We start from the raw sequence: 17609 nt of genomic DNA, 5'->3' as shown, positions 1-17609 counted from the left end.
CCCGGATTGGCGGCGTGGACGATTTTGCAGGTTTATGGAAAGAGGGTGTATGCCAGAAAGTTTACTTGTTTAAATTTGGTATAATTGCTATATTTGTCAATATGAAGACTATGGATGCTTTATGAAATCAATCAGTGAATATTTACAACTATTGGCAGGCTATATGCAAACACATGCCTCCATTTATCATATTAAAAGGATAGGTATATTTGGCAGTGTGGCCAGAGGTGAGCAGACAGAACATAGTGATATTGATATTTGCTATGAAGGGGAAGCTCCGACTCTGTTTACATTGGCTCGTATTAAATATGAATTGGAAGCCTTATTAGGATGTCCTGTGGATTTAGTACGTGTGCGTGAGAGAATGGATGAAGTATTAAAACAAACTATTCAGAAGGAGGCTATCTATGTATGATGTAAAAGTCCTGCATTTACTTGATAAAGTAATCGAATCCATAAGGATTATTCAACAGCGGACGGAAAGCATTCACTGTGTCAATGATTTTTTGGATTCTGAGACAGGTACGTTATTGCTGGACGGTGTTTGTATGAAATTGATAGCATCGGGTGAAAGTATAAAGAATCTGGATAAACTGACTGCTGGAAATTTACTTGTTCATTATCCACAGATTCCGTGGCGTGAAGTTATGGGAATGCGTGATATCATTGTCCATCATTATTTTGAAGTGGATGCTGATGTTATTTTTAATACGGTTCAGGAAAGCATTCCTCCTTTGTTGGAGGTGTTGGAACAGATGCGAAAAGACTTGGTAGAAGGAAAGTAAAAAAGGATGCCTTGGGCATCCTTTCGTTTTATATATAAAGTTTACGAATCAAACCTACCGTTCAGTATATGAATTTCCAGAATTGGCGGAAAGGATGATTTAGTAGTTTAATATACAGATTAAAATTTAATTAGCTGGGTTTCTATATATGGAAACTTATTTTTATATTTGTGCTATGGTTTCTATTGAAAAATTTAAGGTTATATTTTATAAGGATGCTTTAGAGTTTTTACAGAGAGTGGAATCTAAAACAAGGGAAAAGATTGTTTATAATATTGATAAAGCACGGTATACTTTAGACCCTAAATTATTTAAGAAATTAACAGGAACTGATATTTGGGAGTTCAGAACTTTGTACAAGGGGAAGCAATATCGTTTATTAGCTTTCTGGGATAAAGACGTTGATGTATTGGTGATTGCTACTCATGGTTTTGTGAAGAAAACGGATAAGACACCCATAAAAGAAGTGGCAAGAGCAAAAGAGATAATGAAAGAATATTTTGAACAAAAATAAGGGAGCTATGGAAGAAAAGAAGTTTTATACGCAGGAGGAGGTGAAAGATATGCTGATTGGAAAGAAAGGCACACCTGAACGCGATAATTATGAAAGTGAACTGAATTTATTTTTGATAGGTGAAGCTATTAAACGTACACGTTTGGATAAAAATATGACTCAGGAAGATTTAGGGAAACTGATAGGGGTACAAAAAGCTCAAATCTCCCGAATAGAAAATGGTAAGAATTTGACTTTGGCTACTGTTATTAAAATATTTAAAGCTTTGGGGGTAAATGCAAGGTTAGAAATAGAAGATAATGGTTATAAAGTAGCTTTGTGTTAAATAAAAAAAGGATGCCTCAAGAGAGCATCCTTTCGTTTTATATATAAAGTTTACGAATCAAACCTACCGTTCAGTATATGAATTTCCCGAATTCGCTGATTATGGTAAGCTTATTTCCTTCGCCTTCGTCATTGTCATAGCAGCGACCGACGATTTGGGCATCAATATTAAAGCTTTGGGAGATAGCGATGATTTTATCGGCTAATTCTTCATCGACGTATATTTCCATACGGTGTCCCATGTTGAATACTTTATACATTTCTTCCCAGGATGTGCCGGATTGTTCCTGTATCAATCTGAATAGGGGAGGAACCGGGAAAAGGTTGTCTTTTACAACATGCATATTTTCGACAAAATTCATCACTTTGGTTTGGGCTCCACCGGAACAGTGTACCATGCCATGGATTTGGGGGCGGTATTGATCCAGGATTTTTTTGATAACCGGAGCATACGTACGTGTCGGTGAAAGGACCAATTTGCCGGCATTGAGGGGAGAATCCGTTACGGTGTCCGTCAGTTTGCATTTCCCGGCATATACCAATTCTTCCGGTACGGCGTTATCGAAGCTTTCCGGGTATTTTTCCATCAGATATTTAGCAAATACATCGTGGCGGGCTGACGTCAGTCCATTGGAGCCCATACCGCCGTTGTATTCCGTTTCATAGCTGGCTTGTCCATAAGATGCGAGACCGACGATGACGTCTCCTGCTTTGATGTTGGCATTGTCGATGATCTCTTCTCGCTTCATCCGGCAGGTGACTGTCGAATCGACAATAATGGTGCGTACGAGGTCACCGACGTCGGCTGTTTCGCCGCCGGTAGAATAGATACTTACTCCTAATTTCCGGTATTCTTCCAATAATTCTTCGGTGCCGTTAATAATGGCGGCGATCACTTCTCCGGGGATCCGGTTTTTGTTACGTCCGATCGTGGAAGATAAAAGGATATTATCGACAGCCCCTACACAGAGTAAATCGTCGATGTTCATAATCAGTGCATCCTGGGCAATCCCTTTCCATACAGAGAGGTCACCGGTTTCTTTCCAGTACATGTAGGCCAGGGAAGATTTTGTTCCGGCTCCGTCGGCGTGCATGATATTGCAGTAAGAAGGGTCACCTCCTAAATAATCGGGTACAATTTTGCAGAAAGCTTTGGGGAAAATTCCCTTGTCGATGTTTTTGATCGCGTTATGAACGTCTTCTTTTGAAGCGGATACGCCGCGTTTATTGTATCTTTCGTCTTTTCTCATGCTTAAATTCGTATACGAGGTTACGGATGTTTTACACTTTTACGTCGATTCGTACGTTTGTATGTCGTATTGAATATGCAAACTTACGGAAAACAATTAGAAAATCTCAGAAAAATTGAAAATTTTCAATGCCATATCCGGTTGAAGATCGCATATAAACGCCACCAAATCAGGAGTACCAGCCCGATTGTGATGATATAAGTTGCTGTCGTTCCTGTGTGTAGGAAATAACGCACGGTGAAAGCCAAGCCTTCTATGCCATTCCAGGGATTGAGTCCTATCCAGGTATATCTGAATTCTTTAGGCATCGAGCTCATCGATAACAGGCTGAAAGCGACGACAAGAACGATCAGGGAAACAAAAAATGCGATTTTGTTGATACGGTTCATAGGTATAATCTTGAGTATTTAAAATATAAAATGTCTGTAAAAACAGAATAAGAGGTGGAAAGAAAACCTTTTAATATTAAAAAAGGATACCGGTTTCCGGTATCCCCTTCGCTCCTCAAGTAGGACTTGAACCTACGACCTACGGATTAACAGTCCGCCGCTCTAACCAACTGAGCTATTGAGGAATTTGTTTTAAGAACGACTTGTTTTTCTTGGCTCCTCAAGTAGGACTTGAACCTACGACCTACGGATTAACAGTCCGCCGCTCTAACCAACTGAGCTATTGAGGAATTTTCTAAAGCGATGCAAAGATAGAGCTATTTTTGAAAGTCACAAAATTTCGAAAGGAAAAATTATCGGTTCGGATTTTTTTTTCCTATGTTCATTTCTGGTGTAAAAAATTTGAATGAATTATGAAAAATAGTTAAGTTTGTGTGCTATTGGTAAATATGTGCATTATGACTTTTTTAAGCTGTTTATACAGAGCTGCGGTAGTGTGGCTTGTATTCACCCCATTGTGGGGGGAAGCGCAGACCTTGGTGTTGGGAAATGAAAAGAATTTCAGAAATTGTGTAGAAGGGGACGATAGTGAATTCAGGTTGGTAATAGAAAACAGGTCGGATGTTACAGCTTTTCAGGAAGGAACTTATTCTATTGATTGGGGGGATTCAAAACCCGGAGAAAATTTAACGAATGTAAATCATGTGGCTTTAAATACGTCCCATCTTTATACGGAGTGGGGGGTATATGAATTGAAGGTAAGTGCTGTTTCGAAACAATCTGGAAGAAGAGTGGAGCAGGTATATCAAGTGATAAACCTTTCAAATCCTGCCGTCGGTTTTGAGCGGAATTTATCGGGAACTCCTTGTGTGAATTCGGAGGCGGAAATCTATGTGACGAATTATAATTCCAATTCGGCGGCAACGACGTATACATTGGATTTCGGAGACGGGAGTACGCGGGAATATACTCAGGCACAAATTGTGGCTGACGGAGGAAAAGTTTTGCATCAGTATGAAAAGACCCATTGCCAATTGAATAAACCGAAAGGCATAACGATACGTGTGACGGCTAAAAACGAGTGTGGTTTTACGACTTCGATGGATTTCCCGAATTACATGATTATTCTTCCGCCGACCGCTGATTTCGATTACAAGGAGAAACCCGGTTGTACGGAACGGGAGGTGCAGTTTATCAATCAGACGGACGGTGGTTTGGGAAAAGATTGCCAACCGTTAAATCTGACTTATGAATGGGATTTCGGAAAAACCGGAGTGGGAGTGGGGCAGGAGAACGTAAAAAATCCATTGGTTGTTTACAATGAAGACGATACGTATCAGGTGACATTGGAAATTAAAAATTCCAATGGGTTTAAGTGTGCATATGTAAAGAAGACTTTGCCGGTCAGGATTATTAAGAGTGTAAAGGCTGGTTTTATCGTCGATAAAGATTCCGGGTGTGATCCTCTGGGGGTTTCGTTTACGGATAAGTCGGCGGGGGAGGAACGCAAATATCAATGGACGGTTGTCGAACAGGGTGTGAACGGCGGTTATGCACCTACCGGGGGGCTGAATCAGGCCAATGTTCATATTAATTTTCATTACGGAACTTATAAGGTAACGCAAATTGTCAGTAACAATTGTTCGACGGATTCCAAAGATACGACGATAAGTGTGAAGAAGGATCCGGAAATTGTCGAATTCAAGGCATTGCCTGCCTTATGTCCGGGAAGTGTGTTGAGTTTGCCCGATTATATTACGTATGCCTGGTATAACAATACTCCGGATTTGAAGTGGGAGATTACCCCAGCGTCCGGCTGGATACTTAGGGCCGGAACGACACTGACGTCGGAAAAACCTCAGATTGAGTTTACACAACCGGGGAAATATACGCTGAAGGTTACTTTAAAAGGGGCCGGTTGTGGGGGTACGAAGCTGGTCGGAACACAGTTGTTGACGGTTTATGATCCGTCCGTGAAGGCAGAAGGGATGGTAGCCGATAAAACGGAAATGTGTGAAGGAGAGCGGTTGACCGTGAACGGCATTCCCGGGGGTGTGATTAACGGTGTAAATTGGTACGTAAAGACGGCTGCGGGAGTTACGGCATCCTGGAAGCCTCAAACTTCGGGTAACAGCACTTCGATACAGATACCGGAATATGGAAAATATGTATTGGTAGCCGATATCGACGGGGTATGTACGGATTCTGTAAAGAACTTTGAAGTAAGGGTATACAGGGCTCCTGAAATCGACTTATCGGCATTTCCTGCTTATCATTGTCCGGATAACGAGTTTTATCCGGGTGATTTCGTGAGGTATAAGGATAACGGAAATGAAAATGTCGCTGTGAAGTGGGAGGTTTTTGCCGAAGGGAATCCGACGGATAAGGTAACGGTTATCGGAGGGAATACGATGACACCTAAATTAAAATTCAGTGAATGGGGGGATTATGAGATTCGGGTGACCTTGACGAATCCGACGTCTTGCGGTCCGACGGATAAATTGAGTGCTTCCCAGGTGTTGCATGTGGTGAATCCGCGTTTAGACGTGATTATTGAAGCAGACCAGAAGCAGATTTGTATCGGAGAAAAGTTGACGTTTACCAATACTTCTTCGGCTGCGGTAGAACCGACTTATTCATGGTCGGTGACCCCGGGTGTCGAATCTGTCGATTATGAGTTTACGGATGGAACGGATGCCACTCATAAAGCTCCGCATATTTTGTTTCATACTTCCGGAACATATAGTGTCAGTGGGTATGTGCAGGGTGTTTGCGGTGGGGAACCACTACCTTTTACGATTGTCGTTAAACAAGACCCGAAAGTGACGATCGATCCTCTGGAGGCGATGTGTCCTGGAATGCTTCGTTTGTCGGATACTCACGTACATTATGTATGGAATGACAGTTGGAACGGGGGAGCGGAAAGTTTGCGGAAAGTCGAATGGACGTTGGTGAATAAGCCGTTGAATGCGGAACATACGCCTTATACTTCTCCGGAATGGGATAAATTGTATCCGGAGATCGAGTTAAGGACTCCGGGAGAGTATACGTTGCAGGCAAAATTGGTTTCTGCGGCGAATTGCGGTGGGGACTTGGTAGCAACTCAAAAGATTTTGATATATGATCCTGAAATATATACGAATATAAAGCCGCATTTGGATGCTAATGTCCAGGATTTGGGGAGTGGTCGTTATCAGACGTTACAGGGAGAACCGTTGAATTTTGAGAATACGACGACGGGGGTAAATTTGAGTTATCAATGGACTGTCACTCCGGATGTCGGTTACACGATTTCGGATAAGAATGCGGACAAACCGGCGATTACTTTTAATAAGTACGGGGAATATAAGGTACGGGTGGATATTACCGGGGCTTGTAAGTCTGATTTCCGGGAATTTACAGTTGTAGTTAAGGGAGTACCCAGCTTTGTTTTTGACGTGATCCCGAATCGTTGTGATAATTGGGAGGAAGTGGTTGATATACGGGATTATCTGCATTGTGATTCGGCTGGAAGTGCGAGGATTCTTTGCAATTGGACGATCGTACCGGCAGACGGAGTGGTGGCTGTAGGGAGTAATTTGAGTGATATGTTTCCGAAATTGCGCTTCACCCGCAGCGGGGTATATCAGTTGACATTGCAGGCTGAAGCCGAGTATGGTGGTGTGCGGACTGTGTCCGGACAGGTGAATGTGTTGAAACATAAGGTAGTAGCCAAGGCTGAGTTATCACAGGTAGCCGGATGTACGACGGACGGAGTCGTATTGCATTTAACGAATCGGTCAGAAGGAGATTCGTTAAGTTATGTATGGCGGGTAGAACCACAAATCGGATGGACCGGAAATTTGAATGTAGAAAATCCGGATTTAACATTTACCGATCCCGGAAATTATCAAGTGTTTCTAACGGCTGGGAATATTTGCGGGGAACAGCCGGTTGTGTATGATTTCCGGGCTTTTTCAAAGCCGGAAGTCGAGCGGTTGGGAGCAGAGGATTTAGGACGGCAATGTGAGCGGGATTATATATTTATCGGGACAGAACATGTCGGAGAAATCCGGGAGAATAACGACGAGTTGAATTATATCCGGTGGAAAATTACACCGGCGGGTGTAAATTGGGAAAACGGTACGGATGCTTCTACGCGTAAGCCGGATATGACGTTTGCGGGAGGAAAGACGTATCGTATTGTCGGAGAGTTTGCCAATCATTGTAAGGATACAGCCAGAATCGCCTATACTTTGGAGGTCGATAAGTTTGAGAAGGTCGTTTTGACTCAGCCGGATCCTTTATGTGCTATGAGTGAACCGATTTTGTTGCAGGCCACTCCGGAAGGAGGAGAATGGACTACCCGCGAAGCCGGCATGTTGATAGAGAAACCCGGAAAACAGTTTTATTTTGATCCGAACCGGAATGAGGAATCGGTCGTTTGGACGGTGTATGAGTACGGAAACGGAACTTGTATCGATAAGGATAGTATCCGGATAAAAATACGAAAACTACCTGTCGTTGATGCCGGTGGGGATTTGGATTATTGTCTGAATTCCGGGGAACAGAATCTGATCGGTATAGAACCTGCGGGATTACCTAATTGGTTCGGGAACGGTGTGAAAAACGGGAGTTTGTTTGATCCGGAAATTGCAGGAGAAGGCGTATCCCGGTTGGAGTACCGTTATACAGATCCTTTGACCGGATGTGATAATCTGGATACGGTGTTCGTAACGGTACATGAATTGCCGGATGCGGTTTTCAATGTATCAACCCGGCAATGCCGGGCGGTAGACTCCTTGTATGTCCCTGTCGAATTGGGTAAAGGACATCGTTTTAACTGGGATTTCGGAAATGGGGATACACAGGAAACAATAGATGCTCCGGCTTCTTATCGCTATCCGGCAATCGGCGAATATCCGGTTACTTTGATCGTAACTTCTGTATATAATTGTGTCGTGGAGGGAACACCCCAGGTGGTAAAGGTCTTGAATCCTCCGCCAACAGCTCTTTTTGAAACAGATAAAGTGAACGGTTGCGGACCTTTGGAGGTCGCTTTCCGGGTCGACCCGGCACATTTTGCGGGGGATTATTATGATTTGCAATATTTATGGAGTTTTGGAAACGGAAATGTTACGACTGATTTACAGCCCGGAGTCCAGACTTTCGAACCCCGGCTTTTCGATACGACTTATCAGGTGACGTTTAAGGTTTATAATGTATGTGGTACGGAAGCGACGATAAAGGATATTGCTGTTTATTCCCCGGCTGTAGCTGACTTTGTTTCAAATCCCGAAGATGAGGGGTGTACACCTTTGGAGGTGACGTTTATAAATCGGAGTACGGGGTCCGGGAATACTTATGTTTGGGATTTCGGGGATGGAGAGACGTCGCAGGAGGAGGATCCGGTTCATATTTTCCGTACGGGTACAACCATGTCGGTATTCGAGATCGGCTTAACGGCTGTTAATCGTTGTACGCCTGATGGCAGCCGTGCAACTCGTTATATTAAAGTTAAGCCTAATACGATCCTGGCCCGTTTTATAAAAGACAAAAAATATTTATGTGCCGGGGATACGGTATGTTTTGAAAATTATTCGGTGGATAAAGATCCGACGGCTGCGTTGAATTATTTCTGGGATTTCGGGGACGGGGAGATCGCTGCCGTATGGGATACGTGTCACCGTTATCTGAATGCTGGTGTATACAAGATAAAGCTCGAGGTCGACAATGGGTGTGCCAGCAGGCAATACGTGGATTCCGTCGTTGTGCATACCATACCGGTTCTTCAAATCGAGGGAGAAAATGCCTTGTGTGAAGACAGTGAGTTGGATTTGCGTTTGGTATCGAGTGAGGCATTGAAAAATATTACCTGGAATTTTGGGGACGGAAAGACGGACCGGGGAATATGGCAAGTGTTCCATGCTTTTACGGAGCCTGGAATTTATGAGATAAATGTGCGTGGAGAAAGTAATCAGATACCTTCTTGCCCGGGAGTGGCAACGAAGCAGGTAGAGGTGTGGCCGAAGCCGCGGGTACAGATTGAGCCGTTGGATACGGTTGCCTGCCCGCCCTTCCTTTATCGGCCGAGAGTTGTAGCTACTGGTTATGATTATTTCCGCTGGGATTACGGGGACGATACGGGTTTGACCTCAGATATGGAGCATTTGTATGAGAATGACACTAATTTTATATTGGAATATGCAATTACGGCTTATGTGGAAAATAACAGGGGATGTAAGGAAGAGCATTCCGGTCGTATAAAAGTGTTTAACGGTCCCCGTGTCGCATTTGATAAAGATATTGCTTATGGGCGGCCGGAGAAAGTGATGTTTATCAATTTATCGAAAGATTATACGGAATTTATTTGGTACCTGCCGGATGGCCGGGTGGTTTATTCTCCGGAAGATCAGGAAGTCGTATTCAATGAAAAAGGGACTTATCCGTTGTCAATGGTCGGTATAAATGAGTACGGTTGCCGGGATTCGGTCTATACAGACCATATCGCTTATATGGGAGGCTTGTATTTTCCAAATACATTTATTCCGCATAATTCGAATCCGAAGGTCAATAATTTCCGGGGTATCGGAATGGGACTCAAAGAATATCATTTGGAAATATTCGATTTATATGGGAATAAAATATGGGAGACGACGGCATTGGAAGACGGTGAGCCTTCTGAAGGTTGGGATGGCCGTGATAAAAATGGGAAGTTGTTGCCACAGGGCGTATATATGTGGCGGGCAAAGGCTATTTTTTACAGTGAGGATCTTTGGACCGGGGATAATAATCCGTCGGGGGCTAAACAATCAACTCAGGGAACTGTATTGTTGTTAAGAAAATAATGAAAATTAAAGATAGAGAGATATGGGAAAGGTAGTTAACTATGCGACGTTGCTTTTGCTGGGGTGGACGATTGGCTGGCATTCGGCCGGGGCGCAGGATACGAAGTTGCCGCATCCTTTTATGTGGAAGTCTTTCAATAATCCGGGCTATAGCGGTTTCGACGGGTTGGCAAGTGTAAATGTCGGTATAAGGCGTGCTTATTGGAGTAAACCTTTGGATTTCCGGAGTTATTTCGTATCCGCGGATTATCCGTTTCAGGAAAAAAAGACGTTCGGTTTGGGGGGTGTTTCTCTGTTTTACCAACGGGATCAGGAAAATTCGTTGATGTATGTTACCAATACCATCGCAGCAGCTATTTCCGGACGGGTAAAGATTGCCCGTTCTACTGTTCTGCAAGTGGGTATACAACCGGCTCTTTATTTGAAAAGTCTCGATCCTTCACGGATCAAATTAGGAGATCAATTCGATCCTTATTACGGGCAAATTCTGGCGTTATCACCGGAGCTGATGGCTTTTTATGCCGATAATATTACCATGTTTGATGTGGCTGCCGGTATATACGGGCGGACCGATTTTTATATCGGATTCCGGGGACTTGCAAGTTTGGAATATGGTTTATCTGTGTATCACATCATTGAATCGACACAATCATTTTTATCGGAGCACGGTTCGGTTTCTTCGGAAGAGAATTTATTAAACCGTCGTTATTCGGCTTATCTGGCTTATTCTCATCCCTTGCCTTTGGGTAATGGAATCAATACAGTGCTTGCTCCTTATTTGATGGTGGATATGCAATCGGTTATGAAGAACATACAATTCGGAGTTTATTGGGAGGAGGAGCGGTTCGGAATGATAGGCCTCGGGTTGCGTAGCGATCAGTATGAGGGGATGAATATCGGGACGTTTTTGTTGAATTTGGGATTGAACCTTCGGAAGAATGAGGATCAGGGCTGGAAAATCGGATATACATTTGAGGTACCTACTCACCAGGGAACGATGTATAAAAATACCAGTCATTCATTGTCATTGCATTGGTATTTTAAATACACACCTTCCCGTTGTATCGGTCGTTTCGACAATTCGCCGGATAATTTCCGGCGTCCCAAGGCGAGACGGAATGCCGGAAAGTCTTATCGGTTTTAATAGTTAGCAGGTTAAAAACGAAGGAGTATGATCGGACGTAAATTATTATATGGCGTTTTTTGTGTTTGCTGGCTTGTGCTGTGGTTGGTCGGGGATGTGACCCAAGGATATGCACAGGGTGCCGGCTTGGAAGATAAGTTGGTTTTGCACGAAGAAAATGATTTTTTGATTTGTAACGATGAGGGAAAGCAATTTCGTACGACGGTTACCAATGAGACGCCCGCCGGAATTTTTCAGGACGGTACTTATGAGGTGGATTTCGGAAACGGGACAGTAAAGTCGAATTTGTCGATGTCCAGCTTTCCTTTGTTATTGACTTATACTGAAAGTAAAGAATATATTTTAAAATTTTCAGCGATTGCGATATCTACCGGAACGAAAGTGACAAAAGAGTATAAGGTAAGGGCTTTGGGACGTCCTGTTATCGATTTGCGTAAAGTGGATGAAAATGCACAATGTATCGGAAGTGATGTCATTTATTTAGTGGAGGTGGCTGATAAAAATACGCCCGGAACGACCTACACCATGAATTACGACGACGGGACGGAGCCGGAAGTGTTGACAAACGATCAGTTGAAGAATCAGAATCAGCGGTTTGTACATCGGTATGACCATTCGTATTGCGACCGGGAACATATGGGTTCGTCTCATGAACAGTTTGAAGTGAAGTTGACGGTTAGAAATGAATGTAATTATTCTGATTTCAAGATTATCAGTGAGCATGTCGTAACTCCTTTGGATGCAAAATTTACATTCGATAAGAAAAAAAATTGTACTTATGAAAAGGTAAGGTTGCGGAACCTGACGACCGGCGGGGGAAATTCCGATTGTAGCGGGGGAAATATATTTTGGGAGTGGTATTATGGTGACGGGAAGGAATCGAATGCTTTTGAGCCGGAGATTACTTTTGAGGAAGCCGGAAATTATCCGATAAAATTAATAGCAACGAACAATTATTCCTGTGCCAACGATACGGCGACGGAAGAAGTGGTTTTGATCGACCGGGTAAAAGCTTTGTTTAAAATTGCGGACGATACGTTGTGCAGCGGTGAGACATTGGAATTTAAGAATTTGAGTACGGGTGACGAACTTCGTCCTTTTCGTTGGCAGATATTTCCCGAGGATGGAGGAACGCCTCCGACGATTGTAAATGGAAATTTTACGGTTACGGATCCGCAGATCAGATTCGATCATTATGGCCGTTACCGGGTATCACTTACCGTAACCAATGATTGCTCCGAGTCTGTCATGGATACGACTATTATTGTCAGGGAAGATCCCGGTATTTTAAAATTTGATTTACCTGCAACGATTTGTCCTCCCCGTTTGAATCTATCGGATTACGTTCGTTTTTCCTGGAATGGGAACGAGGTGAAGCCTGTATGGACGATTACCCGTGATGGCAGCGGTGAGACAGGATATACTTATGCCGGGGGAACCGGAAAAAATTCGGAATTTCCGCAAATAGATTTTACGCTGCCGGGAGATTATACCCTGAAAGTGCAATTGACGTCAGTTGGTTGCGGAGGGACTGTATTGGAAAAGTCGGGGCGGGTGAAAGTATATGATCCGGATTTGTTGATGAAGGTTACAACCGGTAATCTGGATATTTGTGAAGCCGGAACAGTTTTATTTACGAGTAATTCCGAAGGGGAGAATATCGACCATAAATGGACAGTGGCACCTTCGGCCAATACGAGTTTTGCCGGAGGAACAGTTGCTTCGGACCGGACCCCTTTGATTCAGTTTGATAAATACGGGGATTACGTGGTCCGCCTGAATTTGAAGACACATTGCACGGAAAAGGATTCTTCTTTTACGGTGCATGTACATAAAGAGCCGAATATTGCTCATTTTGAGCCTCAGGCTGCCGTATGTCCGGAAGATGTGATTGATTTTCACGATTGCATTATTTATCAGTTCTGGAATAATCCAGAGGAGGCAGAATGGACGATTACTCCTACAGCCGGACTTGAATTTTTGAACGGAACAGATGAACATTCCACCTATCCGGTAATTCGTTTTAAAACCCCCGGGACGTATGAATTTACGGTAAAACTGAACCCGGTTTCCTGTTCGACGGAGGGAGTTACGCAACAATTGACCCGGAAGGTGAAGGTCAGGAATTCGGCAATGACGCTGAAGGTAAGTGCCGATGATACGGCCGTATGTGAAGCCGGACGGTTGTCTTTTTCGATGACGGCGGCAGCAGCCGAAGACGATCCGATTGTTTATAATTGGACCGTTTGGTCCGATGCCCCGCAGGCCGATTATGCTTTTGAGGATTACGGAAATCAAAAATCGGTCGCCAAAGTTTTGTTCAATACCTGGGGAACTTATTGGGTACGGGGAGAGGCCAGCGGATATTGCGGCACGTTGGATTCTACGATGACGGTGACGGTGAAGAAAGATCCGGAGGTGCATTTGAGGGATACCGGTGGAATATGTCCGGGAACAGTGCGATTGGAGGATTATGTGAGTTATGAGTGGTATAATAATACACCGAAAGTGACCTGGGAAATTGTACCTGCCAGCAGCGGAACTCCGACTGATGGTTTTGGTTATTCAGAAGGGACGGGTGCCAATTCTTTGTATCCGGTTGTCGATTTCCGGAAAAAAGGAGATTATCAGGTAAGAGCGACTTTAGAAACTGCCGGTTGCCGGGAAGAATATCTTACGGCGTTAAAACTATATACAGTTTTCGATACAACGATACTTGTGGATGTCCGGCCTTTGGGGGCGACGGATATTTGTGAGGGGGAGACGGTGCGTTTCCGGAACAGAAGTGAGGGGGTAGGATTGGTTTGTCATTGGCAGGTTGAAGGTCCGGAGGGCGGGTGGTTGTTTGCAGAGGGAACGGATGCGATGACAATGGCTCCGGTATTTCAGTTTTCCCGGTACGGGGATTATGTGCTGACGTTGGTTATGGAGGGTACCTGTAACCGGAAAGAACGGAAATTTCCGGTCAAGGTAAGAGGTATTCCGGATGTTGTGTTGACGGAACAAATGGCTCCGATATGTGCGTCTTCTGCGGCAATCGATATGGGGCGGTACGTGGAATACCGGGATTTGAAAAATTGTGATGTCACCTATTATTGGTCTGTAAATCCCGGGGATGGGTATGAATTTGTCGACGGTTACGGAAGAGATTCCCAATACCCGCAGATCAGTTTTACGAAGAACGATCGTTATACGATTACATTGGAAGTTTATTCCCAATGTGGAACGGGAGGGGTACAAACTTTCGATGCCAGGGTCAATGTGTTGAATAATAGCCTGAAAGCAGCTTTTGTATTGGATTCGACGGTTTGTATTCCTGCAAACCTGGTGTTGGATAACCGGTCGGAAGGTGATTCGTTGGTTTATAAATGGCATGTTTTACCTGAGACGGTTTCAGGAGGAGGGTGGGAGATTTCCGGAGAAGGGCAGGATACGGCGCGTTCTCCGCATTTGACGTTTTCGGAACAAGGGTATTATAATGTAACGTTGGCAGTGCAGAATCTTTGTGGTACGGACGATACGACGTTCCGTGTCCGGGCTTTTGCCGTACCGGAGGTGACTGTTGCCGATATAGCCGGGGTATGTGAGCCTTTTGCTTTTTCAGCCCGGGATCGGATTCTCGTAGAAGGAAATAATGATCGGATTCATAAGGCTGAATGGACAATAACATCGGCAGCCGTTTACGATTATTTTGATAAAACGGCTTTGTATCCGGATGTTGTATTTCATGCCGGAGAGTTTCAGGTGAATGTAAAATACTGGAACCGTTGTGCTCAACCCGGTGAAGGAAATTTTTCTGTTGTCGTGGATGAGTTTGTCCCGATACAGGCATTGAGGGATACGGCAGTATGTGTATTGACCGATCCTTTTCTTTTAAAAGCACAGCCGGATTGGGGAAGCTGGGTGTCAGAAGAGGGGGAGGTGTTGCAAAAAGACGGGAAATATTATTTCAATCCTCATTTCGACGCTTACTATGAAGGGGATATACAGGTCGTTTATAATTTACCGAACGGAACCTGTTTGGCTAAAGATACCTTAACGGTTCATATTCATCCTCTGCCGCGTGTAGATGCGGGGACGGATCCGGAAATGTGTTTGAATCACGCTCCTTTGCCGTTGACGGGAACTCCGGTTGCCGGGCATTGGGAGAGTGCCGGAGAGGTATTGCCCGGAGATAAATATACGCCATCGACGGCTGGTGATTTTGCCGTATATTATTATTATACCGATGGAAATGGGTGTACGAATTTTGACTCGGTAACACTTACGGTGCATCCTTTGCCGGTAACGACCTTCCGGACCGAAGCGCAGCATTGTCGTTATGCCGAAGCATTGTTTATGCCGGACCAGCCGGAAGGAAATCGTTTTGAGTGGGATTTCGGGGATGCTGCACCGGTTGTTGTTTCCGGAGGAGATACCGTACATGTGTATGACGGATACGGTTATTACGATGTCCGTAATGTGACGACATCCTCGCATGGGTGTATCGATCGGTCGGCACCAGTCCGGATAGAAGTCGTCAATTTACCGCCAGACGCTTATTTCGATGTGGATCGTATCAATGGGTGTGCTCCTTTTGAAGCGATGTTTTCTGTCGATCCGTCCCGTTATCCGGACGACCATAATCATCTTTCTTTTGCTTGGGATTATGGAGACGGAACGATAACGGACAGTTTAATGCCTATCCGGCCGAAATTTTATCAGGAGGGACTTTGGGACACCAGTTATATAGCTACTTTTACGGTGAAGAATAAGTGTGGCGTGAGAACTTACGATACGTTGCTTACGGTGAATTCCTATCCCATTGCCGGTTTTGAATTGATGCACAAATGGGAATGTTCTCCGGTAACGCTGGAGTTACAGAATACGACAACAGGTAACCAGTGTAAGTTTACGTGGGATTTCGGGGACGGAGCGCCGGTAGATCATACCCCTAATGCCGTTCATGTATTTACAACAGGAGGAACTTCTACAAAATACCATATCACTCTTGTTGCTGAAAATAAATGCGGGAGGTCGGAGCATACCGATTCCCTGATTGTAAAGCCACGTTCCTTATCTGCCCATTTTACACCTGCTAAGCCGTATGCCTGTGTGGATGAGGTGTTGTGTTTTAAAAATAATTCGACGGATACTTTAGGGTTGGTAGAGAATACCTATTGGAATTTCGGAGACGGAGACCGGGATTCTTTGTGGGATGTTTGTCACAGCTATGCTGCTGCCGGTAAATATCAGGTACAGTTGTATATCGAAAACGGCTGCGGGTTCGATACAATCAGCGACTGGATTCAGGTGCATCCTTTGCCTCAATTGGCCATACTTACTTCCGAACATTTGTGTGAGGCGGATACATTTACTTTTGTTGTCCGTTCGGATCAGGAATTGAAACGGGTACAATGGGATTTCGGAGACGGTAGTACAGGAACAAAAGACAGTATGCGGTATGTATATGCGGGATATGGACATTATCATGTTGCCGTGACGGGAATTGCAGCCAGCTTACCGGCTTGCCGGGCTACTGTGACAAAGGAAGTTGATGTTTATAACAAACCGATTGTTACCATATTACCGTTAGATACGGCTCATTGTAGTCCTCTGTATTATAAGCCGTCGGTAGAGGCTGTGGGAGTGAATTTTTTTATGTGGGATTTCGGGGACGGTTCAGAACCGGTTTCTGTCGGAGAGCATCGTTATGAAAATGAGACGGATGAGGTGCAGCAATATACCGTAACGGCGAATGTGGAAACCGATAAGGGGTGCCGTTCGGAATATAAACGGCATGTAACGGTATATAACCTGCCCCGGGCTAAAATGAAGAAAGAAGTGATAACGGGTAAGCCGGAAAAGGTTAAATATATCAATTTGTCGGAAGAATATACCGATTGCATTTGGCTTTTGCCTTCCGGTGAAGAAGTGCACGGTATGGGTGATTGGGAATTGGAATTCGACCGTAACGGGGTTTATGATGTCACTTTGATAGCTTTTAATTATCATGGTTGCAGTGATTCGATTACTCTTGAGCATGAAGTTCTGATGAAGGGGCTTTTCTTCCCGAATACTTTTATCCCGCACAGCAAGAATGAAAAAGTAAATCGTTTTAACGGAATCGGTATGGGGTTACGGGTTTATTGCCTGGAGATTTACGATCAGTATGGAAATAAGCTTTGGGAAACCCGGGCTTTGGAAAACGGAATGCCTTCCGAAGGTTGGGACGGTACGAACAATAAAGGAGAGACGATGCCGCAGGGAATGTATATCTGGAGAGCCCGGGCCATTTTTGGGGACGATGATGTATGGACCGGGAAAAACAATGATTCCGGAGTTGAGCAGACCGTTCAGGGGAGTGTGTTGCTGTTGAGAGAATAGGTTCATATTT

General features: G+C 44.3%; 9 protein-coding genes and 2 tRNA genes. 7 read left to right on the top strand and 4 right to left on the bottom strand.

Annotated elements, in window-relative coordinates:
- Window positions 1-121 precede the first annotated feature (121 nt).
- From BN8908_RS12095 to BN8908_RS12080, 4 genes are all read left to right on the top strand, one after another.
- Window positions 122-415, top strand: a complete 294-nt coding sequence (locus BN8908_RS12095) for a nucleotidyltransferase family protein (protein ID WP_068690811.1) — start codon at window positions 122-124, stop codon at window positions 413-415.
- Entirely contained in the window at window positions 408-785 is a 378-nt protein-coding gene (locus tag BN8908_RS12090; protein WP_068690809.1) for a HepT-like ribonuclease domain-containing protein, read from the top strand. The genes BN8908_RS12095 and BN8908_RS12090 overlap by 8 nt, the downstream gene beginning before the upstream one ends.
- A gap of 148 nt (window positions 786-933) precedes the next feature.
- Window positions 934-1299: a type II toxin-antitoxin system RelE/ParE family toxin gene (locus BN8908_RS12085; protein ID WP_118773750.1), complete on the top strand. Its 366-nt coding sequence runs from the start codon at window positions 934-936 to the stop codon at window positions 1297-1299.
- 7 nt (window positions 1300-1306) lie between these two features.
- Complete coding sequence (locus tag BN8908_RS12080) at window positions 1307-1624, top strand: helix-turn-helix domain-containing protein (protein WP_068692258.1); 318 nt, start codon at window positions 1307-1309, stop codon at window positions 1622-1624.
- A gap of 70 nt (window positions 1625-1694) precedes the next feature.
- Here BN8908_RS12080 and BN8908_RS12075 read toward each other — a convergent pair whose 3' ends face one another.
- From BN8908_RS12075 to BN8908_RS12060, 4 genes are all read right to left on the bottom strand, one after another.
- A complete protein-coding gene (locus BN8908_RS12075; RefSeq protein ID WP_068690807.1) occupies window positions 1695-2873 on the bottom strand; it encodes an AIR synthase related protein in 1179 nt (392 codons plus the stop codon).
- Between the two features lie 125 nt (window positions 2874-2998).
- Complete coding sequence (locus BN8908_RS12070; protein ID WP_021987115.1) at window positions 2999-3262, bottom strand: hypothetical protein; 264 nt, start codon at window positions 3260-3262, stop codon at window positions 2999-3001.
- A gap of 111 nt (window positions 3263-3373) precedes the next feature.
- Window positions 3374-3447 (bottom strand) — tRNA-Asn (locus BN8908_RS12065).
- Window positions 3448-3475: 28 nt separating this feature from the next.
- A tRNA-Asn gene (locus BN8908_RS12060) sits at window positions 3476-3552 on the bottom strand.
- Between the two features lie 168 nt (window positions 3553-3720).
- Between BN8908_RS12060 and BN8908_RS12055 the strand changes: the two genes are divergently transcribed.
- From BN8908_RS12055 to BN8908_RS12045, 3 genes are read left to right on the top strand one after another with little or no spacing between them, the layout of a single operon-like run.
- Window positions 3721-10089, top strand: a complete 6369-nt coding sequence (locus tag BN8908_RS12055; protein ID WP_068690805.1) for a PKD domain-containing protein — start codon at window positions 3721-3723, stop codon at window positions 10087-10089.
- A gap of 22 nt (window positions 10090-10111) precedes the next feature.
- A complete protein-coding gene (locus tag BN8908_RS12050) occupies window positions 10112-11233 on the top strand; it encodes a PorP/SprF family type IX secretion system membrane protein (RefSeq protein WP_021987117.1) in 1122 nt (373 codons plus the stop codon).
- 27 nt (window positions 11234-11260) lie between these two features.
- Window positions 11261-17599 carry a PKD domain-containing protein gene (locus BN8908_RS12045; RefSeq protein WP_068690803.1) on the top strand — a complete coding sequence of 2113 codons (6339 nt, stop codon included), beginning with the start codon at window positions 11261-11263 and terminating at the stop codon, window positions 17597-17599.
- Window positions 17600-17609: the final 10 nt, after the last annotated feature.

The sequence above is a fragment of the Culturomica massiliensis genome (genome assembly GCF_900091655.1).
GTDB lineage: Bacteria > Bacteroidota > Bacteroidia > Bacteroidales > Marinifilaceae > Culturomica > Culturomica massiliensis.
The sequence above is the reverse complement of the archived record's forward strand: the minus strand, read 5'-3'. Positions and strand labels throughout refer to the sequence as shown.